This is a genomic window from Psychrobacter sp. ASPA161_6, assembly GCF_051970285.1.
GTDB classification, from domain to species: domain Bacteria; phylum Pseudomonadota; class Gammaproteobacteria; order Pseudomonadales; family Moraxellaceae; genus Psychrobacter; species Psychrobacter glaciei.
The window spans coordinates 218426-244586 of the sequence record NZ_JBEFNJ010000004.1 but is presented as its reverse complement, the minus strand read 5'-3'; the positions used below and the strand labels follow the sequence as shown (position 1 = coordinate 244586).

Genomic DNA, 26161 nt, shown 5'->3' with positions numbered 1-26161 from the left:
CATCGGCTTCAATCGCCATTCGTTTAATAATAGGCCTGACGTAAAACCCAATGAAAAATTCACTATCAATATTTGATAGTGAATTTTTCATCACTGATATATGTTATAAAAATAAATGACCACATGATAAGGAATGTCTCATGGCAACTGATAACCATGCCAACAATACTGGCATGACAAACAGCGCAACTAATAATAAAGTACTTGATAAAGGCGGTGATGTCCGCGAGGGCGAAGAGCTCGACGCCCAAGCAGTCAGCAACTGGCTACGTGAGCAAGGTGTCGATATAAAAGGCGAGCCAACGGTCACGCAATTTTCAGGCGGCGCGTCAAACTGGACGTATCGTCTGCAATATGAGGGTGAAGGCGAGAGCCAAGATTTAATCTTGCGTCGTCCACCAAAAGGCACCAAAGCCAAGTCAGCGCACGATATGGTACGTGAATATACCGTACAAAAAGCATTAAAAGATGCTTATCCCTATGTACCCAAAATGATTGCCTTATGTACCGATGAAACTGTCATTGGTGCCGATTTTTATGTCATGGAGCGCATGGAAGGCATCATTCCTCGTGCCAATTTACCCAAAGGCATTGATTTAGACGAAGCGCAGACCCGTACATTATGTACCAATGTGATTGACGCTTTGGTTGAATTACATCAAGTGGATTATACCGAACATCCTGATTTGGTCACGCTGGGTCGTGGTGACGGTTATTGTGAGCGCCAAGTCACGGGCTGGGATAAACGTTATGTCAAAGCCAAAACACCTAACGTACCAAGCTTTGCACTGGTACGTCAATGGCTTGGCAAGCACACGCCTGCTGATAGCAAAACTTGCGTTATTCACAACGATTGGCGCTTTGATAATGTGATTTTGGCAGCTGACGACCCGACCAAAGTGATTGGTGTACTCGATTGGGAAATGGCAACTCTTGGCGATCCTTTGATGGATTTGGGCAGCGCCTTGGCTTACTGGATTGAAGCAGATGACAACATCGTCATGCAGCAGTCACGCCGTCAGCCAACACATCTAAAAGGTATGATGACCCGTGATGAAGTGGTCGACTATTATCTTGAAAAAACGGGCTTAGAGATAGCCAACTGGACCTTTTATGAAGTGTTTGGTCTATTCCGTCTGGCGGGCATTGTCCAGCAAATTTACTATCGCTACTATAATAAACAAACGACCAATCCAGCCTTTAAGAATTTTTGGCTTATCGTCCATGTATTACACGCTAAATGTCTAAAGCTGATAGCGCAGTATGAAGGTGAGATGCTGTTTAATACTCATGTACAGCCGCATCTAAAAGACATGGGTATCGACGCACAAACGATTGAACAGCTACCAAGCCCAGTACAAAAAGTGGTCAAAGGTATTTTACCAAAAGGCTATTTTGCTAAAAGTACGGATGCCTCTGACAATTAATTTTCTTAAAAGCAGCCATTTAGTGAATACAATCAAAAGGGATTATTTATGACAACCATACTTTTGGCACGTCATGGTCAAGCATCATTTGGACAAGAAAATTATGATCAGCTCTCAGAGCTAGGCAGTATTCAAGCGCAAATGCTCGGTCAGCATTATGCGACGACTCAGCGCAGAATCGACGCTATTTTTAGTGGCAGCTTAGTACGGCAGCAAGACTCGGCGCGACATTTTTGGGAGAGCTACCAGTCCTCTATGGATAACAGCAACGAGGCACCCATTTTAGCCGCACTCGATATAGATGAGCCTGACAGCTACATCATTCCGCAGTTTGATGAGTTTAATCACAAAGATGTATTGGTCAAATCCAGTCCTGCTTTTGCTAGTAAAGCAGCCATTGCGATTGAAATTGCAAAGGCAGATGTTCCAGCGACGCGTCTAGCTGAACTGTTCGATCGAGCGATGCAGCGCTGGCATGCGGGTGATGATGACCATGACTATCTTGAGAGTTGGTCACAGTTTAGCAGCCGTGCCCAACAAGCAGTTGAGCAAATACGTATGCAAGTGGCGAGCTTAAGCTTAGATCACCATAGTACAGTATTAGTCTTTACCTCAGGCGGCGTGATCGCTGCTATTACCGCGCAGCTATTGCAGCAAGGTAGCCAGACTGCTTATCAGCTCAATAAAAGCTTGGTCAATACAGGGGTGACGTCTATTACGCTAAAAGATCAGAGTACACGCCTAATGTCTCTTAATGAATATAGTCACTTGTTTGCTGACGGAAAACGCTTTGTCACTTGGCGATAGACGAAAAAACTGTTATTTTGGCGACATATAAGGCGCTGAATACATATCCGCGATTTAGTGGTTAGGGCGTGTGAAAGCTATTTCGTTATTGATATACAAAGGATTGTTTATGAAAAACCAATTAATGAGCTTAGTCACAAAAGGTACTAAGCAAAGTCAGCAACAGGTATTGAGTGCGATTCAACCGTCACGCTATCTTAAAGGCTTAAATAAGCAGCAAGTAGGACGTGATAAAACCATTTTAATCACTGGTGCTAGCTCAGGCTTAGGCGAGGGCATGGCTCGACTGTTTGCCAAGCTTGGCTACAACCTTGCTATCTGTGCCCGTCGTACTGATCGCTTAGAGAGCTTGAAGTCAGAATTGATGGCAGCTTATCCCAATATTCGCGTTGAATATCGAGTATTAGACGTCAGTGATTACGATGCAGTTTTTGAGGTTTTCGATGCTTTTGCCGCTGACTTTGGTGGTATCGATCGTGTTGTGGTCAATGCTGGTGTCGGTGAGAGTCGCCGTATCGGTAAAGGTCGTTTTGAGACCAATCGCCGCACTGCTGAGATTAACTTTATTTCAGCGCTGGCACAGTGTGAAGCCGCCATGGGTATTTTTCGAGCACAGAATAGTGGTCATTTGGTGGTGATATCGAGTATGTCAGCGATGCGTGGTCTACCTAGGCATCTGACCACCTACGGTGCGACTAAAGCGGGGCTGGCTCATTTGGCAGAAGGTATTCGAGCTGATATGCTATTGACCAAATTGCCGATTAAAGTTTCTACTATTTATCCAGGCTATATTCGTACTGAAATCAACGAAAATGCCAAGCCGTTACCGTTCGAAGTAGATGTTGATACGGGTACCAAAGCAATGGTTGCTGCAATCGAAGCGGGTGTTCAAGAAGCTTGCGTGCCTAGCTTGCCTTGGTCTATGGTCAGTCATGCAATGAAACATTTACCATTACAAGTACTCAATAAACTGAGTTAACGGTGTTTAGATTGACATAAATTCAGATAATAAAAAGCCCTTTACAGATGATGTAGAGGGCTTTTTTCTTATGGAGTTATTACTAATGCATCCATTTAGCGATACATCAATAATGAACCTTATGGTAAGGCTTTATCTTCATTATGAGAAGGTTTGTGGGTTGTCTAGCATATGCTGCTCACGTAGCTTTTGACGCAGTACTTTACCCACATTACTCTTAGGCAGTTCACTCACAAACTCAATATGACGCGGACATTTATAGCCAGTCAAATTATCTAGCGCAAACTCTTTGATATCGCTTTTGCTAACATTATTGTCTACAGGAACGATATAAATTTTAACCGCTTCCCCTTGGTTTTCATCAGGAATACCAATCACTGCACAATCAATAATGCCATCACAATCAAGCATGACAGATTCAATTTCATTCGGAAAGACGTTAAAGCCTGATACCAAAATCATGTCTTTTTTGCGATCTAATAAGGTAATGTAGCCTTTTTCATCCATGCTAATGATATCACCAGTACGGAAATAACCATCGCTAGTAAAGTCATCGCTGTTGTCTTTATTAAAGTAACCTGACGTGACATTTGGTCCTTTGATACACATCTCACCCGCTTGATGTAGTCCTAAACGTTCACCATTGTCGTCCACAACGATGATGTCGACGCTAGGGACTGGTATGCCGATCGTACCGTTGAACTTACGATCAGTGATGACGTTGGCAGTACCTGCAGCGACACCTTCGGTCATGCCCCAGCCTTCAACCATTGGACAGCCAGTCACTTCTAACCAGCGTTTAGCCGTTTGCTCGGTAGCAGCCATACCACCAGCTTGCGAAATACGCAACGAGCTAAAATTGAGATCTTTGAAGTTTGGTTGATCGAGCAGGCCTTTAAATAGCGTATTAACCGCAGGAAAAATATGGAAGGGTTGTTTTGACAGTGTTTTGACAAAGCCTGGCATATCACGCGGATTTGGTACTAAAATAAAGGTATATCCTGAACGCATACCCAATAGGCTAAGCATAAAAGCAAAAATATGATAGAGCGGCAGGGCCATAACCATATTGATATAAACTTCATTGATTTCTGAAGTCACAGGGCGATACCACGCCTCTGACTGTAGCGCTGCTGCTACTACGTTACGCTGCGACAGCACAGCGCCTTTAGACAGCCCTGTGGTACCACCAGTGTACTGTAAAATAGCCTTTTGCTCTAAAGAGGTCTTTTGTGCTTGAAACGGTAAGTTTCTGCCTTTTTTGAGAACGTCAGGGAATTTGGTTACCTCGTGTTTAGGGTCGTCAAGCTTGTACTTGGGTACAAGGCGTTTTACTTGACGAATAACCGTATTGACCAAGATACCTTTAAGACCCATCATATCGCCCATTTTTGAGAGGACAATACGTTTGATGGCTGTCTCATCGATGACTTGCTCAAGTGCTTGGGCAAAGTTATCGACCACAAATATAATCTGAGCGCCCGAATCATTCAGTTGATGACGCAGCTCACGACCAGTGTAGAGCGGATTGATAGGTGTGCAAATATAACCTGCGCGCAAAATACCAATCATCGTTGGCAAGTACTGCGGCACGTTTGGCATCATGAGGGCGACCACACTGCCTTTGGGAATACCTTGGGCTTGCAACCATGCAGCAACCGCTAGTGAGGCTTTATCAACGTCTCCATAAGTGTGTGTCACACCCATGCAGATAGACATTGGATGCAGACGGAAGCGATCAAAGCATTCCTCATAGAGTTCTATCAGGTTTTCGTACTGATCAGGATCGATTGTCTTGGGTACGCTTGCAGGATATTGAGCAAGCCAAGGTTTATTCACGGTCATATTTAGCGTCCTTAAATATTAATATAAGTTAAGGTCTTATAAGAAAGTAGTCACATCCCTGTCAACAACATAAATCATCGCATGGTAAGCAATGCAGTGCTGAGTGCTATCCTAACTATTAACTGACTGCTAACATACGGTGGCCTTTATACAATTTTGTCCAATCACAAAGAATGATCTGCCTTGTAGATTAAACGGTAAATAAGTACATTTGATGATTAAAATGTCACTTAAAAAATATCGTCATGCCTCAATAACCCTTGTAAGTCACTTTCAATAAAAACCTTATCAATTAAAACTTTAGAACATTGACTGACATATTTTGGCAACACACTAACACAACTACAACTGAATTCGATATTATGATAAGCGTACTTCACAGTCCATATATAAATTTGATAAATGAAGTCATATGTGTTGTAAATCAAAAAGGATGAGTGGTAGATAAGTTGGGATAAGCTGTTCTATATCACAGAAAAAATAACTAAGTCTTATTTCTTTATGTCCTGTGCCGTTCTAAACGGCAGCGCTCAAGGAGTATGCTTTGAAGTTACTGTTACAATCTGTTGATGTTTTTTTCCGAACAGAATCCTATCTTGGTGGTCAGGATAATTTGCTCATTAGAAAAAATAAGATGTTCAGCAGACTCTAAGTTTAGGGCGTGTCCTCATTTTGAATAGCTGAGCAAAAAAAGCGCTTCACAATTTATGTGAAGCGCTTTTTATGTCTAAATTTATGTGGCTGCTATATGTAAATTTATTCAGCTTGTTTATGACTGAGGATGATCTGCATCATGCCTTTCACGCAATTTTTGACGCAATACTTTACCGACGTTACTCTTTGGTAGTTCGCTGACAAATTCGATATGACGTGGACATTTATAGCCGGTCAAATTATCCAATGCAAACTCTTTGATGACACTTTTGGTGACGTTGTTATCCTCTGGCACGATATAAATTTTTACCGCTTCGCCCTGATGTTCGTCAGGAATACCAATGACTGCACAATCAATAATACCGTCACACTCGAGCATCACAGACTCAATCTCATTCGGATATACGTTAAAGCCTGAGACCAAAATCATATCCTTTTTACGATCTAATAAGGTGATATAGCCTTTTTCATCCATGCTGACGATATCACCAGTACGGAAGTAACCATCGCTAGTAAAGTCATCACTACTGTCTCTGTTGAGATAACCTGACGTTGTGTTAGGACCTTTGACACACATCTCGCCAGCTTGGTTCAGACCCACACGATTGCCATCATCATCGATCATAATGACATCGACACTCGGAAGTGGTAAGCCGATAGTGCCGTTAAAATTGCGGTCAGTTACTAAGTTGTTAGTACCTACTGCCACACCTTCAGTCATACCCCAGCCTTCAATCATCGGACAACCCGTGACCTCCAACCAACGTGCGGCTGTTTGCGGAGTGGCTGCCATACCACCTGCCTGTGAGAGGTGCAGGGTGCTAAAATCTAAATTTTTAAAGTTTGGATTATCAAGTAATCCTTTAAATAAAGTATTAACGGCAGGGAATATATGGAACGGCTGTTTTGACAAGGTCTTGATAAAACCTGGTATATCTCGCGGGTTAGGTATCAAGATAAAAGTGTGGCCCGAGCGCATGCCTAACATACTAAGCATAGAGGCAAAAATATGATATAGCGGTAAAGCCATAACCAGATTGATGTATACCTCGTTAATTTCTGAAGTAATAGGGCGGAACCACGCTTCAGACTGCATAGCAGCGGCTACGATATTACGCTGAGTTAAAATGGTTCCCTTAGACAGACCCGTTGTACCACCGGTATATTGTAAAAAGGCCGTTTTATCCAAAGACAGTTTCGGCTTTTGGAATGGCAGGTTTCTACCTTTTTTAAGGACGTCAGGAAACTTGGTTATCTCATGCTTAGGATCATCAAGCTTGTATTTAGGTACGAGACGTTTTACCTGACGAATGATGGTATTCACTAAGATACCTTTTAGACCCATCATATCGCCCATTTTTGAGAGGACAATACGCTTAATATTGGTCTCGTCGATGACTTGCTCAAGCGCTTGGGCAAAGTTATCAACCACAAAAATAACCTTAGCACCTGAGTCATTTAATTGATGGCGCAGCTCACGACCCGTATAGAGTGGATTGACAGGCGTACAGGCGTAACCGGCACGCAAGATACCAATCATCGTCGGCAAATATTGCGGGACGTTTGGCATCATCAGTGCAACCACCGTGCCTTGAGGTAAGTCTTGAGCTTGTAACCATGCAGCAACGGCTAGTGACGCCTTGTCAATGTCATCATACGTATGAGTAACGCCCATACAGATACTCATTGGATGCATGCGGAAGCGATCAAAGCATTCTTCGTATAGCTCTACTATGCTGTTATATTTATCTGGGTCGATCGACTTCGGTACGCCTGCCGGATATTGGGCAAGCCAAGGTTTATTTAACGTCATAGTCAGCGTCCTTGCGAGTTAATATAGGTTAAAGTTTAGTGAGAAAGCAGTCATATCCGCATCAACAAAATAAATCAGTGCTGACGTGGACTGGTGTCCGCTAAGAGCGATAACATCCTTATTTATCAACTGGTTGGTAAAATTTTCGCTATTATATGGTTCTAATTAACTATTTTTGGGGTAAATAATTAACTAAGATGAAAAAATGGCTGGGTAACAAAAACAGTATTTATTCCGAATATTTTTAATCTGTTATTTACAACCAAAGTATCAAAAGAACGATATATTTAAACAATACATTAGCATGAATATGGTTTAAAACAATACCAGTATGTGATACTGAGTAGTACATAAAATATACTAAGAGATACAGTTGATATGTGGTGTAGGAGAAACAAGTCTAATTATGACGAGGTTGATAATCTATCAAAGCGCTATCTCAAAACTATAGCCGACTTTTAATAAAATAGATACGTCAATAAACATGTGTCACTAAAATTGAGGCTATGAAAATTTATCACAGTAGCCTGTATCAATTCTAAATTCAGCCGCTTATATTACGGTGAAAGGAACTGCTCATGTTTATTAAAAAAGCGTCGATAAATGAGTAAGGCGCTAATAGTGCATCCTAAAGTGCTGCTAACACAGATTAAAAACATCGTGACAATTTGATAGCGTACCGCTTGAGTAGGATCTGCACCCGCCAGTATTTGTCCTGTCATCATCCCTGGCAAGCTGACAATACCAACTACCAGCATAGAGTTCAGCGTTGGGGTCATACCATTGATGATGGCCGCTCGTATCTGCTCATGCACGGCTTCAAAGGGCCTGGCAGAGAGGCTGAGCATCATTTCGATACGTCCTTGCTGCTCATGAAAAGCTTCAATCAACTGATTGCTGGTCAATGAGATGGCGGTTAAAGAGTTGCCTAGTATTAAGCCCAATATAGGGATGACAAATTGCGGCGTATACCACGGCTGCACTCTTAATATCACAAAGATGGCGATACTGGTGACCAATACGGCTGATAGGCTGACAGCGAGGAGGGTATCGATGAATAAACCTTTGTAGCTGCGCTTGACACGATTTTTGGCTGCACCTCCTGCAATCAAGGTCATGATAGTCAGTATGAGAAGGACTTCATACCATTGCTCACGAGCAAAAATCCATGCCAGAATCAAACCGATAAAGCTCAGCTGGACTATAGTACGAATAGCCGCTGTTAATAGTGTTTTGGTTAATGTTAAGCGTAGTCGCCATGACAGGATAAGGACGATAATAATTAAGCTGCTGGCAAGCGCAATATCACCGTAAGTGAGGAATATTTGCATATCATCCGTACCGCTCATAGCTGCTCATTATTAATGTCGTTAAGGTGAGGGAAATAAGTATTAGGGGCGGTCATGATTAAAAGTCGATTATGAGATTAGCGCATTTTGGTGAATACGCCTGCCTGCATGTGCCAATGCCTGTCGGCTAATGGCATGATATCTTGTGTATCATGAGTCACCCATAATATGGTGCGCTGTGCATCGCCGCGCAACCAGTTAACCAGTAGATTCACTAGCTGGGTTGAGGTATCGATGTCTAAAGCCGCTGTGGGCTCATCTAATAACAATACCTGTGGGTTTAGTTGCAAAAGACGTAAGGTATTGACCAGTTGGCGCTCGCCACCAGAGAGATGACTTGCCTCTTGTTGTAAAAAGTCAGCACTGCGCTCTAAATAGACCAACTGAGCGATATGCCAGTCGATATCAAAGTCAAGATGTTGATGCGCTTGTAGGCGATAGGGCATCTGTAAGTTTTCAAGCACACGGCCTTCTAACAGCTGTGGGTTTTGAGCCAGTAGGGCGATGCGTGTGCGCCACTGGGTCGGCGGTGTATCATGAATGCTTTTATAACTGCCGCTATTTGATGCATCATGACGACGCAAGCAAATCTCACCGCTGCTCATCGGTAATAATCCTGCAAGCACACGTAGCAGTAAAGACTTACCGCTGCCAGAAGCGCCTGTCAAAACGGTTATTTGCCCTGCTAATAGTGTACCGCTAACGTCATTTATCAACACCTTTTTATGCGTCGGCAACCTCTGATCGGGGGTCGATATTTTTTTAAACTTGCTCATCCATTTATAGTAGATGGCAGACACGCTATGGATTTGCGTTTTAACTGTACGTCGTTGATCACTAGTGTTGATTGGCGTGATACGTTTGCTATGTACCCAGAGGTGTTCAAATTCAACGATAGGCGTGTCAGTATCAAGGCTCATAGGTCAGAATCATTGTGCATTTATAGGCTGATTAATCGCTTCTTGTAAAGCATCACGTAGCTTTTTTGGGACACGAATCGGTCGCATGGGCGAGGCGCTAGCCACGGCAGTATCCGACTCATCATGAGACACAGGCTCTGTCCTGACTTGATTTTGCACACAAGCGATGACGATTTTGGTGCTACTTAATAAACTGTTTTTAGCGTTGACATTGTCATTCGTATGATCGGTAGAGGAGCTGTCTGAGACATGACGATGAATGCTCTGGTAAAAAATAATGCTGGCAGGTTTTAATTCGACTTTATCGATACGTACATTGATGATTTCGTCTAAAAGAATGGCTCTTTTGTATTGCAAGTCTGCTTGACTCACGACAAAATGCTGTACTTGACCGTCATCGGTCTGCAAGAAATACCCATTCAAACCCAGTTGACCAAACCAGTCACGGCGGCAGTTTTCAAAAAACACCAAGTGATTGGCATGGTAGACTATACCGCCAGCGTCAGTATGATTAATATAGACATTGTAGTCTTTGGCAAATAATGGCGTAGTTTCATTTGCTGTCGTTGATAAGGCGTTGGTAGTTTTGCTAATAGTGGTTGTCATAACAATGCTCAATAATTATTTTAATAAGTGTTCCGTGATAGCCATGATTCGATACACAAGATTTGATAGCAATCATACGAATAACAACTACTCTAGCGTAAGATATCAGGGCGCGCAACAGCTAGGTCAGTCTACCTCTGTTATGATAGGGTTTTATGTATGGTCACATCCCAGCTCTGTATATTAGCAGCGTATTTTCATCAATTAGTATAGGATAATTTATGACCCGTTTTGTCAGTTTTAATATCAATGGTATTCGTGCTCGTCAACATCAGCTGGAGGCGGTACGTGAGGTAATCGATCCTGATGTGATGGGTCTACAAGAAACCAAAGTACATGATGAGCAGTTTCCACTAGAAAACATAGAAAGTCTTGGTTACCACGTAGAGTATTTTGGGCAAAAAGCCCATTATGGCGTGGCACTCTTGTCCAAGGTTGCACCAATATTTGTGCAAAAAGGTTTTCCTGGCGAAGATATCGAGGCGCAGAAGCGTTTTATTCATGCACGATATGAGTTTGACGGTCGTGAAATCGACGTACTCAATGGTTATTTTCCACAAGGAGAAAGCCAAGATCATCCGACCAAATTCCCTATGAAGCGTGCTTATTATGCAGATTTGATGGCTTATATTGATGCTTTGAAGGCGGAAGGGCGCTCGCTCATTATCATGGGTGATATGAATATTGCCCCAGAAGATATCGACATTGGGATTGGCGAAGTCAATGCAAAGCGCTGGCTTAAGAATAGAAAAACCTCATTTTTACCAGAAGAGCGCGAATGGTATGCAGCCCTGATGTCACGCGAGCTGACTGACACCTACCGTCTGTACTATCCAGAGAGTACAGAGTTATACAGCTGGTTTGATTATCGCAGTCGTGGTTTTAACGACGAGCCTAAGCGCGGTCTACGTATCGACCATATCTTGTGCACCTCAGACCTAGTCGATGACTGCGTCGATGCTGGTATCAGCTATGAGCTACGTGCCATGGAAAAACCGTCTGACCATGCACCGATTTGGTCGGCATTTAACTTAAGCAAACCCTAATAGTATTCTGTTTATAACTATGAAAATTGAAAAATAAGGAGGTCTCTATGGCTGTTGGAAATATTGCGGTACCGAATACTATTTACCCAATTAACGGTATCAAGTTAAGTGCTACTGCTGCGGGCGTACGCTACAAAGATCGTGATGATTTGGTCGTGATTGAGATTGCTGAGAACGCAACCAGTGCGGTCGTCACCACTAAAAACACCTTTTGTGCCGCGCCAGTGCGAGTATTACGTGAGCATTTTGCTAAGGCTAGTCCACGTTATTTGGTCACCAATACTGGCAATGCCAATGCAGGGACGGGCGCTGATGGCAAGCGGCGCGCTGTTGATATCTGTACAGCGCTGGCTAGTAAAGCTGGCGTGGATGTCAGTTCTGTATTGCCGTTTTCTACTGGAGTGATTGGCGAGCCCTTAAATAGTGAGGCGGTCATCGCTGGTTTAGATGAGGCACTTGCCAGTTTAGCTGCTGATAATTGGCTGGCGGCGGCGAATGGTATTCGCACCACAGATACGATTCCTAAGCTTGCTAGTCAAAAAATCGACGTGGCGGGTAGCAGCTATCATATTACGGGCATGTCAAAAGGCTCAGGTATGATACGACCAAATATGGCGACCATGCTAGGCTATGTGGCAACAGATGCCAACATTGCAGCTGACTTATTACAAGAGATGTTAAGCGCCATTAATGAGCAGTCTTTTAACCGCATCACCGTCGATGGTGATACGTCGACCAACGACTGTTGTGTGTTGATCGCCACAGGTAGAGCTAGCTCAAATATTATCGACAGCTCAGAACATCCACATTATCAGCCTGTTTTTGAGGCATTAACCGAAGTATTTGTTCGTCTGGCACAATTAATCGTGCGTGATGGGGAAGGCGCTACCAAGTTTATGACTGTCAAAGTCACTGGCGGTAAGATGACGCAAGAATGCTGCGATGTGGCATACGCGGTTGCACATTCACCACTAGTCAAAACCGCATTCTTCGCCAGTGATGCCAACTGGGGTCGTATCCTCGCTGCAGTAGGTTATGCGGGTATCGAAGATTTAGATACCGAGCAAGTCGATGTCTATCTAGATGAAGTCATGATTTGCCAAAATGGTGGTGTTGCGCCTAGCTATACGGAAGCGGCGGGCAAAATGGTCATGAGCCGTCCTGAAATTACCATTCATATTGATTTGGCACGTGGCGACGCTAGCGATACGGTTTATACCTGCGATTTGTCTTACGATTACGTCAAGATAAATGCCGATTACCGTAGCTAATTATCGAAATGGATGTTAATTAAGGCGTCCTCTCAATCTGAACGAAAGCGATCAAATGGTCGGAGTAATGATTACTTCGACCATTTTTTTGCAATGTCAAATATATATTGGATTGGTCTGCTTTTTAATACGTTTGACTAACATGAGTTGCAAAAGCTGACGTTACTTTACAAACCAGTCATAGAGGATAAGTCGCTTTGCGACATATACTAGTCTCAGTAAACAATAGACGATACGGCTGAGAAATTATCAGCTTTGTTTGGTTGTCTAAATTGACTTTGCCAGTATGGTCACAAATGCCTTATGTTTTGAGCGTCTATAAATGATTAAAACGAGTTCAAACGGGCAATAATGAATATTACTTAACTGAGGATTGAATAATGAAAAAATTAGCACTTGCCGCATTGATGACTACTTTTGCCCTGTCAGGTTGTTCTACTATGGGTATGGACAATGAGCGTACCATGGTCGTTGAAGGTCAGACTATGAATGTTAAAGTTATTAACATTCCAAGCTTTGAAGTAGAGATTGCACCGCGTAAAGCAGTTTGTGATCTTATGACTGCGAATGGCACCAAAGTTGAATCAGAGTGCTTACAGTATCGCCAAACTTATCAGAAAAACTATACAACTTTAAACGGTAATATCCAAGGCTTCACTTATGAGCCAAATTACCGCTACGTTTTAGACGTACGTCAAGAAGCGATGATGAATGAGACCACCAACATGGTCAAGCCAGTTTGGATTTTAAACGAAGTGGTTTCAAAAACTGCTGAGTAAATGATGACACGCCCTAGTCAAAACAAAAAAGACCTCTAACGAATTAGAGGTCTTTTTTTTCATGAGTGTTTATGAAAATCACATCACGACAGTCTATACTGATATTAATTATATTAGCATTGACTATATTTTACACTGACACCATGACTTGCAGTGGGGATGCGGTTATCAGCATAAACAGCAAGACCCCCACGTGAGGTTTCTTTATACTTATCTAGCATATCAGCCCCAGTTACTTTCATCGTTTCAATGACCTTATCTAAAGAGACAAAGTGCTGACCATTGCCGCGGCAGGCGAGACGTGCCGCGTTGATCGCTTTTACCGCGCCCATCGCATTGCGTTCAATACAAGGGACTTGAACCAAGCCGCCAACGGGGTCACAAGTGAGACCTAAGTTATGCTCGATACCAATTTCAGCAGCATTCAAGCATTTGGCAGGATCGCCGCCCATAATCTCAGCCAATGCAGAGGCGGCCATTGCACATGCAGAGCCAACTTCACCTTGACAGCCAACCTCAGCACCAGAGATTGAAGCATTTTGTTTGATAAGGCTACCGATGGCAGTGGCATTTAACAAAAATTTATAGACACCGCTTTGGCTGTAGCTTGGTAAAAAATCACGATAGTAATGTAGGACTGCCGGTATGATGCCAGCGGCACCATTGGTAGGAGCGGTCACCACTTTACCGCCATTGGCGTTTTCTTCGTTGACGGCGAGCGCATACAAATCAACCCAATCCATTGCTGCTAATTTATCGGTTTTTGTAATGGGTTGGTTCTTCTCCGCACACAGTTGTGAATATAGATCTTGCGCGCGGCGTTTGACATCTAAGCCGCCAGGCAAAATACCGCCATTTTCACAGCCTTGTTTGACGCAGTCTTGCATCACGTCCCAAATGCTATCTAAGTAGGCAAAAACCTCTGTTTGATCGCGGTAATGACATTCATTCGTGAGGACTAAATCACTGATACTCAGCCCATGCTGGCGACATTGCTCTAATAACTCGGCGGCGCTATTGAAAGGATAGGGAATACTATCAATGGTGGGGCTAGCATGGTCTTCATCTGGATTGGTGGCATTCTCTTCATTAATCACAAAGCCACCTCCAACTGAGTAGTAGGTCTGCTGATAACGAGTACCATCTACCAATAATGCTCGAAGCGTCAGAGCATTAGGATGATAGGGTAGGACGGTATCGTCGTACCAATAGATATCACGCTCTGTGTCAAAAGCAATCGTATGAGCACCTGATATGTTCAGACTTTTTTCTGAAAATATGGGTGCCAAGTAGTTGCTGGTCAGACGCGTATCGATGGTGCTGGGCGTATGTCCGAGTAACCCTAATAAAATGGCGGTATCCGTTGCATGTCCTTTACCGGTCGCAGCCAATGAACCATAAAGCTCAATCTCAATACTGTCTATAGCGGTCAGCTCTGATTGCTTGAGCAAAGACACCAAAAACAAGTTTGCCGCTACCATCGGACCGACGGTATGTGAGCTTGAGGGTCCAATACCAATTTTAAATAAATCAAAAACACTAATCATAATAAGCTACCAAAAATTTTAAGTGCATCAGCATAGGTTATCGATTGGCTTCAGCACTGGCATGAAAAATATAATAAACCGCCCCAACCAACAAGCACCGATAAGTGTTTAGTTTGGGGTGTTGTCTATGAAAGTATGTAAACATGGAAGTACATGTGACGAGTGAATAATAACTTTTATTTATTATTAAACTCCGTTATGATGCTTGGAGCCAACGTTTATGTAACATCCTGTAAGTTGGTTGTCGCTGTGAAATACGTCAGGCAAAAATGATTTAGACGGTAGTTCAAGTAGAACATATCCGACCTTATACATCTAGCAAAACATAGCTATCATACCAAATAATACTTTTGGTTTGCTACCTTACAACATAAATGAATGAATTGGGTGACATATTATAAGAGGTATGGTGTTGAGTCTCGGTTTTTATCGTTATTTTTAGCCAGCTACTTCTATTTATTGACGTTCAACTTTAGCTCAGTTTTTATTCATCCAGTTATTTTAGCCTATTATTAGCTCTGCCCACATAGGACAAGAATGCATGACATCTCCCACCGATAACGCCTCTCAATCAGACAAAAGTGCTGAAGCATTACCTGCTCATAATGCATTAGAAGCGGCTGGTATTTCCTCAGCAGCCATGAACTATCCAAAAAATCCAGATTTTGAAAATGGTCGTTGGTTTCCGACTTGGCGACCTTATGGTGGCGATTTAGATCGTGATCCGGTCGGTATCAATGAATATTTGCCACCGTCAAAAAGCATATTACTGGGTGTGCAGCATACTTTTGCGATGTTTGGTGCGACGGTGCTTGCGCCACTGCTAATGGGTTTTGATCCTAACCTCGCTATTTTGATGTCAGGTATTTGTACTGTGATGTTCTTTATGATCACGGGTGGGCGCATGCCGAGCTATCTGGGCTCCAGTTTTGCCTTTATTGGCCCCGTCATCGCTGTGACTGCGTATGCAGGCGTAGGCTTTAATGACAACTTAAATGTCGCCTTGGGCGGTATTATGGCCTGCGGTATCATTTATGCTTTGATTGGGCTACTGGTGATGAAAACGGGCACAGGCTGGATTGAGCGTCTGATGCCACCTATCGTCACGGGTGCTATCGTCATGATTATTGGTCTAAATTTGGCGCCAGTGACCATTCAAGGAGTGTCTGCGAATCAGTTTGATGCTTGGATGGCTACTTTAACCGTGTTGCTGATTAGTGGTGTGGCTGTGTTTACGCGCGGTATGTTACGTCGACTTTTATTACTGGTTGGCTTGATATTGTCATACGTCGCTTATTTTGTGATGACCAATGTGATGGGTTTTGGTACGCCCATTGATTTTAGTGGGGTGTCTGCTGCTTCATGGTTTGGGTTACCAAGCATTCATACGCCTCGTTTTGAGATGAGCGCCATTATCTTGATCGCACCAGTGGCGTTTATTTTGGTCGCCGAAAATCTGGGACATTTTAAAGCAGTAGAAGGCATGACTAAGGCTCGTGTTACCCCTTATATGGGTCGAGCATTTTTAGCGGATGGCTTAGCAACGACTTTTTCAGCAGGATTTGGTGGTACAGGTGTCACCACTTATGCAGAAAACATCGGTGTCATGGCGGTAACTAAGGTGTATAGCACCACGATTTTTGTCGTAGCAGGTTTAGTGGCTATCATATTGGGGCTTTCACCAAAATTTGGCGCAATCATTCAGACGATACCAGCGGCCTTATTGGGCGGTGCTTCTATCATAGTATTTGGACTTATCACTGTTGCTGGGATCAAAATTTGGATAGACAGTCACATTGATTTTAGCAAAAACAGCAATCTCATCATCGCCGCTGTCACTGTCATCATGGGAACGGGTAACTTTAGCCTGCACTTAGGTGGCTTTGATTTGGGCGGTATCGGCACGGCTACCTTGGCAGCTATCGTACTTAATGCATTATTCAATCGTCAAAAAGACTGATTGATTGTCGTTTAAGCATCATGTTTCAAATGAGGGCGTGTCATTATTTTAATCTTCACGGTCTAAATGATGACACGCCCTCATTAAAGCTATACGCCAAATAAAACGTAAATATAAATAAGCGTACCTGTATAACTATTTATATTTACGCTTATAAAACCGTGAAAAAAACCGATAGCGACGTAGTGCGCGCGGCTTGGGTTTTAATGAACCTAAGTAAATGGCAAACATCGTCAAGAGCGCGCCGCTCCATTGCAAAGTATTAATCGGTTTGTCCAGCCAAGTATAATCAATGACCAATGCGGCAATTGGTTCAGATAGCAGTAGTAATCCAGTCAGCGCCAAAGACAGCTTAGGGATAGAGTAGGCAATCAGACCCCAAGCCAAGCACTGCATGACCGTGCCATAAATAAGTACCCAAACAATCTCAGACCAACTGTTGGGCAAGATATTGCCCATATCAAACAAAAACATCGGTACAATCATCGCCAGTACACCGCCGATACTGATTAATTGCATGAGCATAAATATCGGTGTTGGCTCGGTGTCATGCGTCTTACGGATAAAGGTCATCGACGCAGCCAGCATTGCCCCTGAGACGATACCCGAGATAAACCCCCAAGTTGCGGCACTGTTATGTGCAAATTCAGGGCTACCTATCATCGCCACTCCAGCCATCGCTAGAAATAGACTGATAAGCTGTAACATAGATTGCCGTTCATTAAAATATAAAAACCCAATCGCTGCCAAAAAGAAAATCTGTAAGCTATTAAGTAAGGTTGAAATACCAGGCCCGACAGCATAGATACTCTCGTGCCAAAGCGCCAAATCGAACCCCAAAAATGCGCCTGACAATAAACCATAAAAAATGGCACGTCTTGAGCGTGGCAAACGTTGTCCCATGATTTTTGCCAAGACAGCAAAGACCACTCCTGAGATGGCGAGTCGCCAAAACGACATGGCCCAACCGCCGATATCAACGTGTGCAACGATTAAACTGCCCAGACCAAAGATGATGCAACCAATAACCAAGCCAATAGGTGCAGAGCGTGAAGCGGCAATAGCCATAGGTTGTCCTTAGATTAATCACGTTTAGTGGGTGGCGTTCTTTTTTTAATCTTACTGTGCTCACGGTACAATGCATACACCCCACATTGTCGAGGTTTTAGACTTAAAATGAAATGGTTGAAACATAATTTATTTTTAGCAGTCACGTCTTTAAGATATTTCGACTATGTATAATAGTGCTTATATCATCGAGTCGTATCCTTACAGGAATAGCATTGGCGTGAAGGTCGCGATTTGCTAATCTGTTTTCATTGTTCTCTTAAAATGCTCAATATAGCTTCTACTACTTTTAGCCTAGGTTTATTTATGCATCGACGTACTCAATCAAAAAAGTCGCTTTCTTTGATATTTGGATCGCAACTAAAAATGGCACGATATGGCATTCCTATGGGCTTATTCGTCAGTGCGCTATTTATGATGCCAACTGCACAAGCTGCCAGCTGTAAAATACCCAAAAGCTATTATAAGAATGTCTCTTGTACCGCGAGTAGCGGTTATTTTTTAGCAACCAAGGACTTCGGTGCGCCAGTGGCGCTACTGAATAGTAAAGGCAAAAAAGTCGTTGATTTATCACGCTATCAAAAAGTCGATGCAGATAAGATAGCTGGTGGCTTATTACCCGTGCTGCGCAATAGTCACGTCGGTTATCTCAACATGCAGGGTCGTGAGGTGATACCGGCGACCTACGACATGCTAAAGGAAAGTCAGGGTTGGGCGCGTCCGGTATCTGATGGACGTATCGTGGTCAAAAGAGACGGCAACTATGGGGTTATCGATACAGCAAATAAGACCATCGTGTCGTTTTCTGCGTCAATCAGTGATATTGATGATTATCGTGGCGGTGTGACGCAAGTACGTAAGAACCAAGCGACCAGTTGGCTGGATAAAGACGGCAAAGCGACTAGCAATCCAAATCGTAGTGACAGTAATAATAATGAGCCGTCGTCTGCAAAGCAAACCGCCAATAGTAGGTCTGCTACAGCGTCAGCACAATCTAGGCAAGCAGCGCCCAATCGTTTTACGACGTTACAGCCACGTCAGCAAGATGGTCGATGGGGTTTTGTCGATGAAAACAATGTGACGATGATTACTTATTCATTTGATGATGCTCGTCCTTTTTCAGAAGGACTAGCTGGCGTGCGCATCGATGACAACTGGGGTTTTATCAATTTGGGCGGTGAGCTGGTGATTCCTTTTCGCTTTGATAAGGTGGGTGTGTCGAGTGGTGACAGTTATCAAGGCAAGCCCGCCTTTACATTTGCAAATGGTAAAGCGTGGATTGGCAACTTAAAAAATGGCAATAAGATGTGCATTGATAAAGAAGGGGTGAGTGTTGGTTGTGATTAAAGCGCTTACTCAAACTAAGAGACAAAAAAGCGTGTCATGCTTATGAGTAATACATAGCATGGCACGCTTTTTTATCGCCAATGATTGACGGTGTTAACTGCGTATTAAGCCAATAGGTGATTGCGAATCAAATCAATCATATAAGGCTGATAGTACTCTGGGATATCGTGTGCCATGCCTTCGATTAAATGAAACTTAGCATTGGGAATGGTCTTAGCGACCACGCGTCCTTGTGAAGGAGGCAATAGCCCATCTGCACTGCCATGTAGCACAATCGTCGGTGCTTTGACTTGCTTGCTAAACCGGCTAATAGAGCCCGAGGCCAAGATCGCATTGAGCTGTTGCACGGTGCCAAGCGGATGGAAATTGCGCTGATAACGTAACTTGGCAATTTCACGCACCATACGGACGTTGACGTGTCCTGGCGTACCGACTGTTTTCATAAACCAGACGCTATGGCGCACAATATCGCGCTCAGAATGACTCTCAGGGCGATTGATAAGCGTATACAACTGCTTAGGCTTGGGTGGCTTTAGAAAAGCCCGATTGGTGGTGGTAAACATCAAGGCCATGCGTTGTACTAAACTTGGATAGCGTGCCGCCACGATTTGAGCAATCATACCGCCCATAGAAGCACCCAGTAGATGTGTCTTACCCAGCTGCAACGCCTTTATCAAACGCGCGGTATCTTCTGCCATATCGGTCAAATTATAAGCAACCTGTGTACTCTTATTAGACAATCCGGTTTGCAAACGCATCATCATTTTTAACTGACTGATACGCGGTAGGCCATCAATTTGTACTTTGGAAGACAAGCCAATATCGCGATTGTCAAAACGAATCACAAAAAATCCTGCATCAATAAGGCGCTTGATAAAATTATTTGGCCAAAATATCATCTGCGAGCCAAGTCCCATAATCATCAACAGTGGGGGATGATTGGGATTACCGCCTGCCTCAACGCACAACTCAATGCCATCACCGATATTTATCATCGCTTGATGGAGGTGTTCGCTAAGGTCTGATTCGCGCCATTGGTGTTGCCCAAATCGTTGCCAGTCAGGAGTAGGGTATACCCCAGTATCTCCAGAGGTTTTAAGCAATACCGCATTATTGATATTATTGGATTTTGTCATGAAGTGTCCTAATTAGAGAGTCGTCTACTAAATCTCAAGCATCTCAAAATCAAGCTTGCCAACACCGCACTCTGGGCAAATCCAGTCTTCTGGGATGTCTTCCCACTTGGTGCCAGGCGCAATCCCTTCTTCAGGACAGCCAAGCGCTTCATCATATATCCAGCCACAGACGATACATTCATAACGTTTCATAAATAGTCCTATCGATCATTACCAGTGTTACAGGGTGTTTTTAGAGCGTCTACTGAGCATTACTGCTCATATTTGGACGTTAAAAACGCCCGTAGTTTAGCATATAACCGTTGTTTTGATAGTTAAGTTTACACTTGTATGTTGAGCTGACTCAGCTTTTATCAAGTCCATGATTGGCATTTTATTGATTCAGGCGATTGTATGACTGTTTGTCTCGCCGCTATATTACACCAAATTATGTTATAGTAATCGCCACTAATTTCACGGTGATGTCTGTCATTTATCACCGTCACTTATTACCATCTATGCCATATGAAATAAGGGTTATTATGAGCGTTAATGCTGCCGCTACATCTGCTAATACCGAAATTGATCTGTCTAATATACTCAATACTGACCACCCGTTTTGGCAGGTTATCCGCACAGTACCAGACTTTCCAAAAGTCGGCATTGATTTTTATGATATCACCCCGTTACTGCGCAGTCATGTTAATGCGGTCATTGATGCACTGCTTGCAACCTTGCCAGAAGGGCTGATGGATGAAGTGGACTGCTTGGGTGCTGTAGAGGCGCGTGGCTTTGTGTTTGCAAGCTTGCTGGCAGGTCGCTTGGGTAAAGGCATGATTTTGCTGCGTAAGCCGGGTAAGTTGCCACCGCCTGTTGCCAACAAGGCCTATGCGCTAGAATATGGTAAAGACACGCTTGAGATGCAAAACAACTTGCCACCTGAACGGGTATTGTTAGTCGATGATATTTTGGCGACGGGCGGTACACTAACCACTGCTTATGAGCTGTGCCAGTCAGCGGATCATACGGTCGTCGGTGCTTTGGTACTGCTGGATTTGGTTGAGTTGCATGGTGAATTCCCCGTGCCTGTTTATACGGTATTAAAAGCTTAGAGAAATGGTTTTTAGCATAATAAAAAAGCGCGCTGAATAGTTCAGCGCGCTTTTTTGGTATCAATATATTTTATTTGGTATTTTATTGGTCTTGTTGATAACGCTCACAAGTTTGCTCTACTACTTTGCGACCGATTGTTTTAGGCGTCGTAACCTTAAAATCCTTGCTGGTCAATATTGGTTTGTCGGATTGCCAAGATTTGATGACCTTGTTGTCAGTGCCATAATTGACATAGGCTCTTTTATAGTAACTGGCATCTTTGCAAGATATCAATAACTGCTGATCGCTATGATGAATATAGCTTTCTTTTTTATCCTTTTTACCTTTTTTATCCGTCTGTTGTAACTGCGGTGGATAGGTTCTGCGAATGGATACCGAAATGTTTTCGACGTTATTCTCATCTATGATATTGATGTCAGAGCTTTCAATAGAGTCTGAATCTAAGGTGAAAATCGAACCAGAATCAGTCTCAGATATCTCTACCCAGCTGACTGCATGTGCACTAATCGCTAGCGCACTACCTGCTAATACCACTGATAGCCGTCTCATAATCAAGCCTTGCTTCTTGTTATTTGAAGTGGGTTATAATAACGAACTTACTATTAGCAGGCAAATTTCTTTTATTTGACAGTGTTTAACCATCCATTATCGCAACGATTAATTGCGCATCGCTGCCAATGCCTGAGCAAGCTCATCACGCGCATCGATAAAGCCGTCAATACCCTTAGGTAATAAATCTTGAGTGACGGTATCTTTTTGATAAGCTTGACTAAATTCTTCATGGGTCAAACTCACTCGGGTCATATCATCTAACGCCATCGACATACTTGGCGACAGCTGACGAGGGACTTCTATATCCATCGCTGCCAACTCATCAATGAGGTTGGGGGCAATGGTCAACAGATCACAGCCTGCTAATGCCAATATCTGCTCAGTAGAGCGGAAGCTTGCGCCCATGACTTGCGTATTGTAGCCATGCTGTTTGAAATATTGATAAATAAGCTTGACCGATTGCACACCCATGTCATCAGAGACTGGTACGTTCTGACGGTTTTGCTGGCGTTTTTGCCAATCCAAAATGCGTCCAACGAAAGGTGATATCAGGGTCACGCCAGCATCGGCACAGGCAATCGCTTGATGTTGTCCGAAAAGTAGCGTTAGATTACAGTGAATACCTTGGGTTTCCAGATAACGTGCGGCCTCGATACCTTGCCACGTCGCTGCCATCTTAATCAATACCCGCTCTGAGTCGATACCTGCTTGTTGATAAGCTTCCATGAAGTTGAGCGCTTTATCGATAGTCGCTTGGGTGTCATAAGACAAACGCGCATCGACTTCAGTTGAGACGCGACCCTCAATCAACGATAAAATATCGCAGCCAATTTTTATGGTTAACGCATCAATTACCGCATCGATGTCACCGCGATGTCGACTCATGGTTTCTGAGAGCATGGCTTGATTGTCAGAGTGAATGAGCGCCTTGGTAATGAGACTGGGGTTGGTGGTCGCATCGACAGGTTTTAGGCGGGCAATAGCGCTAAGGTCGCCAGTATCAGCGACAATGGTGGTCATGGTGCGAAGCTGTTGTAATGCGCTCATCAGGTATCCTTGTGTGAATCAATTGACATAGTTATGTTCTAAAGACTGGATCTGTTGTTAAACGTGTTTATATTTTTAAACATGCTTATTAAAGGTGCTATTGACCATTAGTTTTGAACTGTAACATAGTTTTGAGGCGGTGTTCTCTCATAGTTTTGCCGCCTATCGCTGCCATATCAGATAACTGTGCTAATATTTATAGCCGTTAGCCAGTTTACACGCATTTACGAATGGGCACTGAGCGTAGTTTTTGCTATAGTAGAGCCGGTCGTGTCCTTGTCTGCTGTATTGGCTGATGAATCCAAGAATCGTGTAGGCGAGTAGGACATGATATTTTTGATAAACTGTTTTATTGAACAGTGACTAGCGATATGGTCAGAGCTAATCTCAAATAAGCTTAAGTATAGATAAACCCAAGTATAGATAGACCTAAGTATAGATAAACTTAAAAAGTCACACCAAACAGTTATAAAACTCAGTAATAATATTAGAAAAAGGATGGGCGGTAATGAGTGAGCAGTCACCAGAGCAAAAAGTGGACAATCTAAATCAAACTAACGTAAGCGACCACTCAAACGAAAAAGAGTTTTTAGATCAGCTGCGTCATAGTATTGATAGCGTAGACTGCGAAATCCAGACATTGATTAATAACCGTGCCAAACTGGCTCAGCAAGTGGCGACGGTCAAAAAAGAACACATCGCAAAAAGTCCTACTGCTGAAAAAACCAATCCTATTTTTTATCGCCCAGAACGTGAAGCGCAAGTCCTAAAAGCGGTCATGGCGCGTAATACTGGTCCAATCGCTGATGAAAAAATGGCGCGATTGTTTCGTGAAATTATGTCGGTATGCTTAGATCTAGAAGCACCGCAACGTATTGCCTTTTTGGGTCCAGTGGGTACTTTTACTCACGCCGCTGCCCTCAAGCATTTTGGTAAAGCCGCTGATACAGTACCAATGACCACCATCACTGATGTGTTCCGTGAAGTCGAAGCAGGTACAGCGATGTACGGCGTCGTACCGGTTGAAAACTCTTCAGAAGGCGTGGTCAACCATACTTTAGACGGTTTCTTGTCTTCTACCTTAAAAATAATTGGGGAAGTTGAGTTACCGATTCATCAGAATTTCTTGGTTGCAGAGCATACCAAGCTTGACGGTCTCAGCCGTATTTATTCGCATCAGCAATCGCTTGCCCAGTGCCGTCATTGGCTCGATGTTAATTATCCCAATGTGGAGCGCGTTGCCGTATCTAGCAATGGTGAAGCTGCACGTCGACTCAAGAATGAATGGCATTCGGCTGCGATTGCAGGGGATGTCGCTGCCGCAGAGTATGATTTGCATAAACTTTACTCAAATATTGAAGACAATCCAAGCAATACCACACGATTCCTTATCATCGGTCACGAAGCGATTGCGCCGTCAGGACAAGATAAGACCTCTATCGTCGTTTCAGCACATGACAAAGCAGGCGCGCTTATCGAAATCTTAAAACCATTGTCTTATCATGGCGTGTCGATGACCAGTATCGAGACGCGTCCTGAACGTCCTAATAAGTGGGCATACGTGTTCTTTATTGATATGGATGGTCATGTTAATGATCCAAATGTTAGCGCAGCCATTAATGATATTCGCCCATTGGTAAAAGATTTACGTGTACTGGGCTCATATCCCAAAGCGGTACTGTAAGCGTTTTAAAAGCTAGACCATTTATAGCAGATAGCTGTCATAAGCTCTTGTTATTATTAATAATAGATGGTTTATTACATCTAAGGATACAATATGCAGACAACGCCATTGACCGAATCAAGCTTATTACCACTCGTGCCAGCGTACGACAGTATATTAGAGCTGGCTCCTTATCAAACGGGCAAGCCGATTGAAGAGTTGACTCGTGAGTACGGCATCTCAGATGTGGTAAAGCTTGCTAGCAACGAAAATCCAATGGGCTGCTCACCGCGAGTGACGTTGGCAGTGACAGAGCAGCTCGGTCAGCTGGCGCGTTATCCTGATGGCAATGGTTACTATCTAAAGCAAGCACTGGCTGACTTCAATGATGTCAATATCGATCAGATTACGTTGGGCAATGGTTCTGACGATTTGCTCGATATCTTGGCGCGTAGTTTTGTGGGTGCCAATGATGCTATCGTTTATAGTCAGTATGCCTTTGTGGTCTATTCGATGCTGGCAAAAATGCAAGGTGCTACAGATGTCGAAGTGCCCGCCCATCGATTCGGTCATGATTTAAAGGCCATGAGTCAAGCGGTTCAAGACAACCCTAATACCAAGATTGTCTTTATTGCCAATCCTAACAACCCAACTGGGACACAGCTTGAGCATAAAGAGCTGCGCCAGTTTGTTGCCAGTCTGCCAAGCTCGGTATTGGTGGTATTGGATGAAGCCTATATCGAATACAGCCCTGAAAGTAATAATAGGGCACTCATAGATGAGTTTGACAATGTGATCATCGTCCGTACCTTCTCTAAGGCTTATGGACTAGCAGGTCTGCGGGTTGGCTATGCGTTAAGCTCGGTAGCAGTGGCGGATTTATTAAACCGTATTCGTCAGCCATTCAACGTCAGTCGTATTGGGTTGGCGGCAGCAGCGGCGGCACTTGCTGATCAAGATTTTATCGAAAAAACTCGTCTGATGAATGATGAGCAAATGCGCTGGTTAGAGAAGCAGTTCGACGCATTAGGGTTGGGTTTTATTAAGTCACATGCCAACTTTATAATGGTAGAGATGGATGATGAAGATGCGCTATTGATCAATCAAGCGTTGCTCGAGCAAGGGGTCATCGTACGGCCATTGGTAGGCTATGGCTTGCCTACTTGGTTGCGTATCACGGTAGGCGTTGCAGAAGACAATATGCGCCTGATTGATACACTACGCTCTATACTGACTGATGATTAGACAATTAA

22 protein-coding genes are annotated in these 26161 nt (G+C 43.5%); 11 read left to right on the top strand and 11 right to left on the bottom strand.

From position 1 onward, the window contains the following. The first annotated feature begins 140 nt into the window (after positions 1-140). From ACTQ9T_RS12025 to ACTQ9T_RS12015, 3 genes are all read left to right on the top strand, one after another. Entirely contained in the window at positions 141-1427 is a 1287-nt protein-coding gene (locus ACTQ9T_RS12025; RefSeq protein WP_440465223.1) for a phosphotransferase family protein, read from the top strand. 48 nt (positions 1428-1475) lie between these two features. Further along, positions 1476-2234: a histidine phosphatase family protein gene (locus ACTQ9T_RS12020; protein ID WP_440465222.1), complete on the top strand. Its 759-nt coding sequence runs from the start codon at positions 1476-1478 to the stop codon at positions 2232-2234. Between the two features lie 109 nt (positions 2235-2343). Beyond that, positions 2344-3213: an SDR family oxidoreductase gene (locus tag ACTQ9T_RS12015; RefSeq protein ID WP_440465221.1), complete on the top strand. Its 870-nt coding sequence runs from the start codon at positions 2344-2346 to the stop codon at positions 3211-3213. Positions 3214-3354: 141 nt separating this feature from the next. Here the strand turns inward: ACTQ9T_RS12015 and ACTQ9T_RS12010 are convergent, their stop codons facing one another. The 5 genes from ACTQ9T_RS12010 to ACTQ9T_RS11990 form a co-directional block, all read right to left on the bottom strand. Further along, complete coding sequence (locus ACTQ9T_RS12010; RefSeq protein ID WP_201588424.1) at positions 3355-5058, bottom strand: AMP-binding protein; 1704 nt, start codon at positions 5056-5058, stop codon at positions 3355-3357. A gap of 769 nt (positions 5059-5827) precedes the next feature. After that, a complete protein-coding gene (locus ACTQ9T_RS12005; protein WP_189585026.1) occupies positions 5828-7525 on the bottom strand; it encodes an AMP-binding protein in 1698 nt (565 codons plus the stop codon). Positions 7526-8082: 557 nt separating this feature from the next. Beyond that, complete coding sequence (locus tag ACTQ9T_RS12000; protein WP_201588425.1) at positions 8083-8874, bottom strand: ABC transporter permease; 792 nt, start codon at positions 8872-8874, stop codon at positions 8083-8085. A gap of 77 nt (positions 8875-8951) precedes the next feature. Beyond that, positions 8952-9794: an ABC transporter ATP-binding protein gene (locus ACTQ9T_RS11995; RefSeq protein ID WP_440465220.1), complete on the bottom strand. Its 843-nt coding sequence runs from the start codon at positions 9792-9794 to the stop codon at positions 8952-8954. A gap of 9 nt (positions 9795-9803) precedes the next feature. Next, positions 9804-10400 carry a thioesterase gene (locus ACTQ9T_RS11990; RefSeq protein WP_440465219.1) on the bottom strand — a complete coding sequence of 199 codons (597 nt, stop codon included), beginning with the start codon at positions 10398-10400 and terminating at the stop codon, positions 9804-9806. Between the two features lie 221 nt (positions 10401-10621). Here ACTQ9T_RS11990 and xthA point away from each other — a divergent pair, with 221 nt between their 5' ends. The 3 genes from xthA to ACTQ9T_RS11975 all read left to right on the top strand — a co-directional run bounded on the left by xthA (position 10622) and on the right by ACTQ9T_RS11975 (position 13496). Further along, positions 10622-11446, top strand: a complete 825-nt coding sequence (gene xthA, locus ACTQ9T_RS11985) for an exodeoxyribonuclease III (protein ID WP_439293841.1) — start codon at positions 10622-10624, stop codon at positions 11444-11446. Between the two features lie 47 nt (positions 11447-11493). Further along, positions 11494-12717, top strand: a complete 1224-nt coding sequence (argJ, locus tag ACTQ9T_RS11980; protein ID WP_440465218.1) for a bifunctional glutamate N-acetyltransferase/amino-acid acetyltransferase ArgJ — start codon at positions 11494-11496, stop codon at positions 12715-12717. A gap of 380 nt (positions 12718-13097) precedes the next feature. After that, a complete protein-coding gene (locus ACTQ9T_RS11975; protein ID WP_010202007.1) occupies positions 13098-13496 on the top strand; it encodes a DUF4377 domain-containing protein in 399 nt (132 codons plus the stop codon). A 113-nt stretch (positions 13497-13609) separates the two neighbouring features. Here ACTQ9T_RS11975 and ACTQ9T_RS11970 read toward each other — a convergent pair whose 3' ends face one another. Next, the gene (locus ACTQ9T_RS11970; RefSeq protein ID WP_189585044.1) at positions 13610-15043 is read right to left on the bottom strand and encodes an L-serine ammonia-lyase; all 1434 of its coding nucleotides are present in this window, start codon (positions 15041-15043) and stop codon (positions 13610-13612) included. Positions 15044-15584: 541 nt separating this feature from the next. On the opposite strand from ACTQ9T_RS11970, the gene ACTQ9T_RS11965 reads away from it, so the two are divergent. Beyond that, positions 15585-17003 carry a solute carrier family 23 protein gene (locus ACTQ9T_RS11965; RefSeq protein ID WP_189585047.1) on the top strand — a complete coding sequence of 473 codons (1419 nt, stop codon included), beginning with the start codon at positions 15585-15587 and terminating at the stop codon, positions 17001-17003. A 135-nt stretch (positions 17004-17138) separates the two neighbouring features. Here the strand turns inward: ACTQ9T_RS11965 and ACTQ9T_RS11960 are convergent, their stop codons facing one another. Then, positions 17139-18071, bottom strand: a complete 933-nt coding sequence (locus ACTQ9T_RS11960) for a DMT family transporter (protein WP_440465217.1) — start codon at positions 18069-18071, stop codon at positions 17139-17141. 306 nt (positions 18072-18377) lie between these two features. Between ACTQ9T_RS11960 and ACTQ9T_RS11955 the strand changes: the two genes are divergently transcribed. After that, positions 18378-19418, top strand: a complete 1041-nt coding sequence (locus ACTQ9T_RS11955) for a WG repeat-containing protein (protein ID WP_440465216.1) — start codon at positions 18378-18380, stop codon at positions 19416-19418. A gap of 104 nt (positions 19419-19522) precedes the next feature. Here the strand turns inward: ACTQ9T_RS11955 and ACTQ9T_RS11950 are convergent, their stop codons facing one another. Further along, positions 19523-20554, bottom strand: a complete 1032-nt coding sequence (locus ACTQ9T_RS11950; protein ID WP_440465215.1) for an alpha/beta fold hydrolase — start codon at positions 20552-20554, stop codon at positions 19523-19525. Between the two features lie 27 nt (positions 20555-20581). Beyond that, entirely contained in the window at positions 20582-20746 is a 165-nt protein-coding gene (locus ACTQ9T_RS11945) for a rubredoxin (protein ID WP_010201990.1), read from the bottom strand. Positions 20747-21075: 329 nt separating this feature from the next. Here ACTQ9T_RS11945 and ACTQ9T_RS11940 point away from each other — a divergent pair, with 329 nt between their 5' ends. Further along, entirely contained in the window at positions 21076-21645 is a 570-nt protein-coding gene (locus ACTQ9T_RS11940; RefSeq protein ID WP_440465214.1) for an adenine phosphoribosyltransferase, read from the top strand. Between the two features lie 82 nt (positions 21646-21727). On the opposite strand, the gene ACTQ9T_RS11935 is transcribed toward ACTQ9T_RS11940, so the two are convergent. After that, positions 21728-22195 (bottom strand): hypothetical protein, encoded by a 468-nt coding sequence (locus tag ACTQ9T_RS11935; protein ID WP_010201985.1) that lies wholly within the window; start codon positions 22193-22195, stop codon positions 21728-21730. Between the two features lie 108 nt (positions 22196-22303). Further along, positions 22304-23245, bottom strand: coding sequence for a transaldolase (locus tag ACTQ9T_RS11930; protein ID WP_194619771.1), 942 nt, complete (start codon positions 23243-23245; stop codon positions 22304-22306). A 508-nt stretch (positions 23246-23753) separates the two neighbouring features. Here ACTQ9T_RS11930 and pheA point away from each other — a divergent pair. Both pheA and hisC read left to right on the top strand, forming a co-directional pair. Continuing rightward, the gene (gene pheA, locus ACTQ9T_RS11925; RefSeq protein ID WP_440465213.1) at positions 23754-24929 is read left to right on the top strand and encodes a prephenate dehydratase; all 1176 of its coding nucleotides are present in this window, start codon (positions 23754-23756) and stop codon (positions 24927-24929) included. 93 nt (positions 24930-25022) lie between these two features. After that, a complete protein-coding gene (gene hisC / locus ACTQ9T_RS11920; RefSeq protein WP_440465212.1) occupies positions 25023-26153 on the top strand; it encodes a histidinol-phosphate transaminase in 1131 nt (376 codons plus the stop codon). Positions 26154-26161 lie beyond the last annotated feature (8 nt).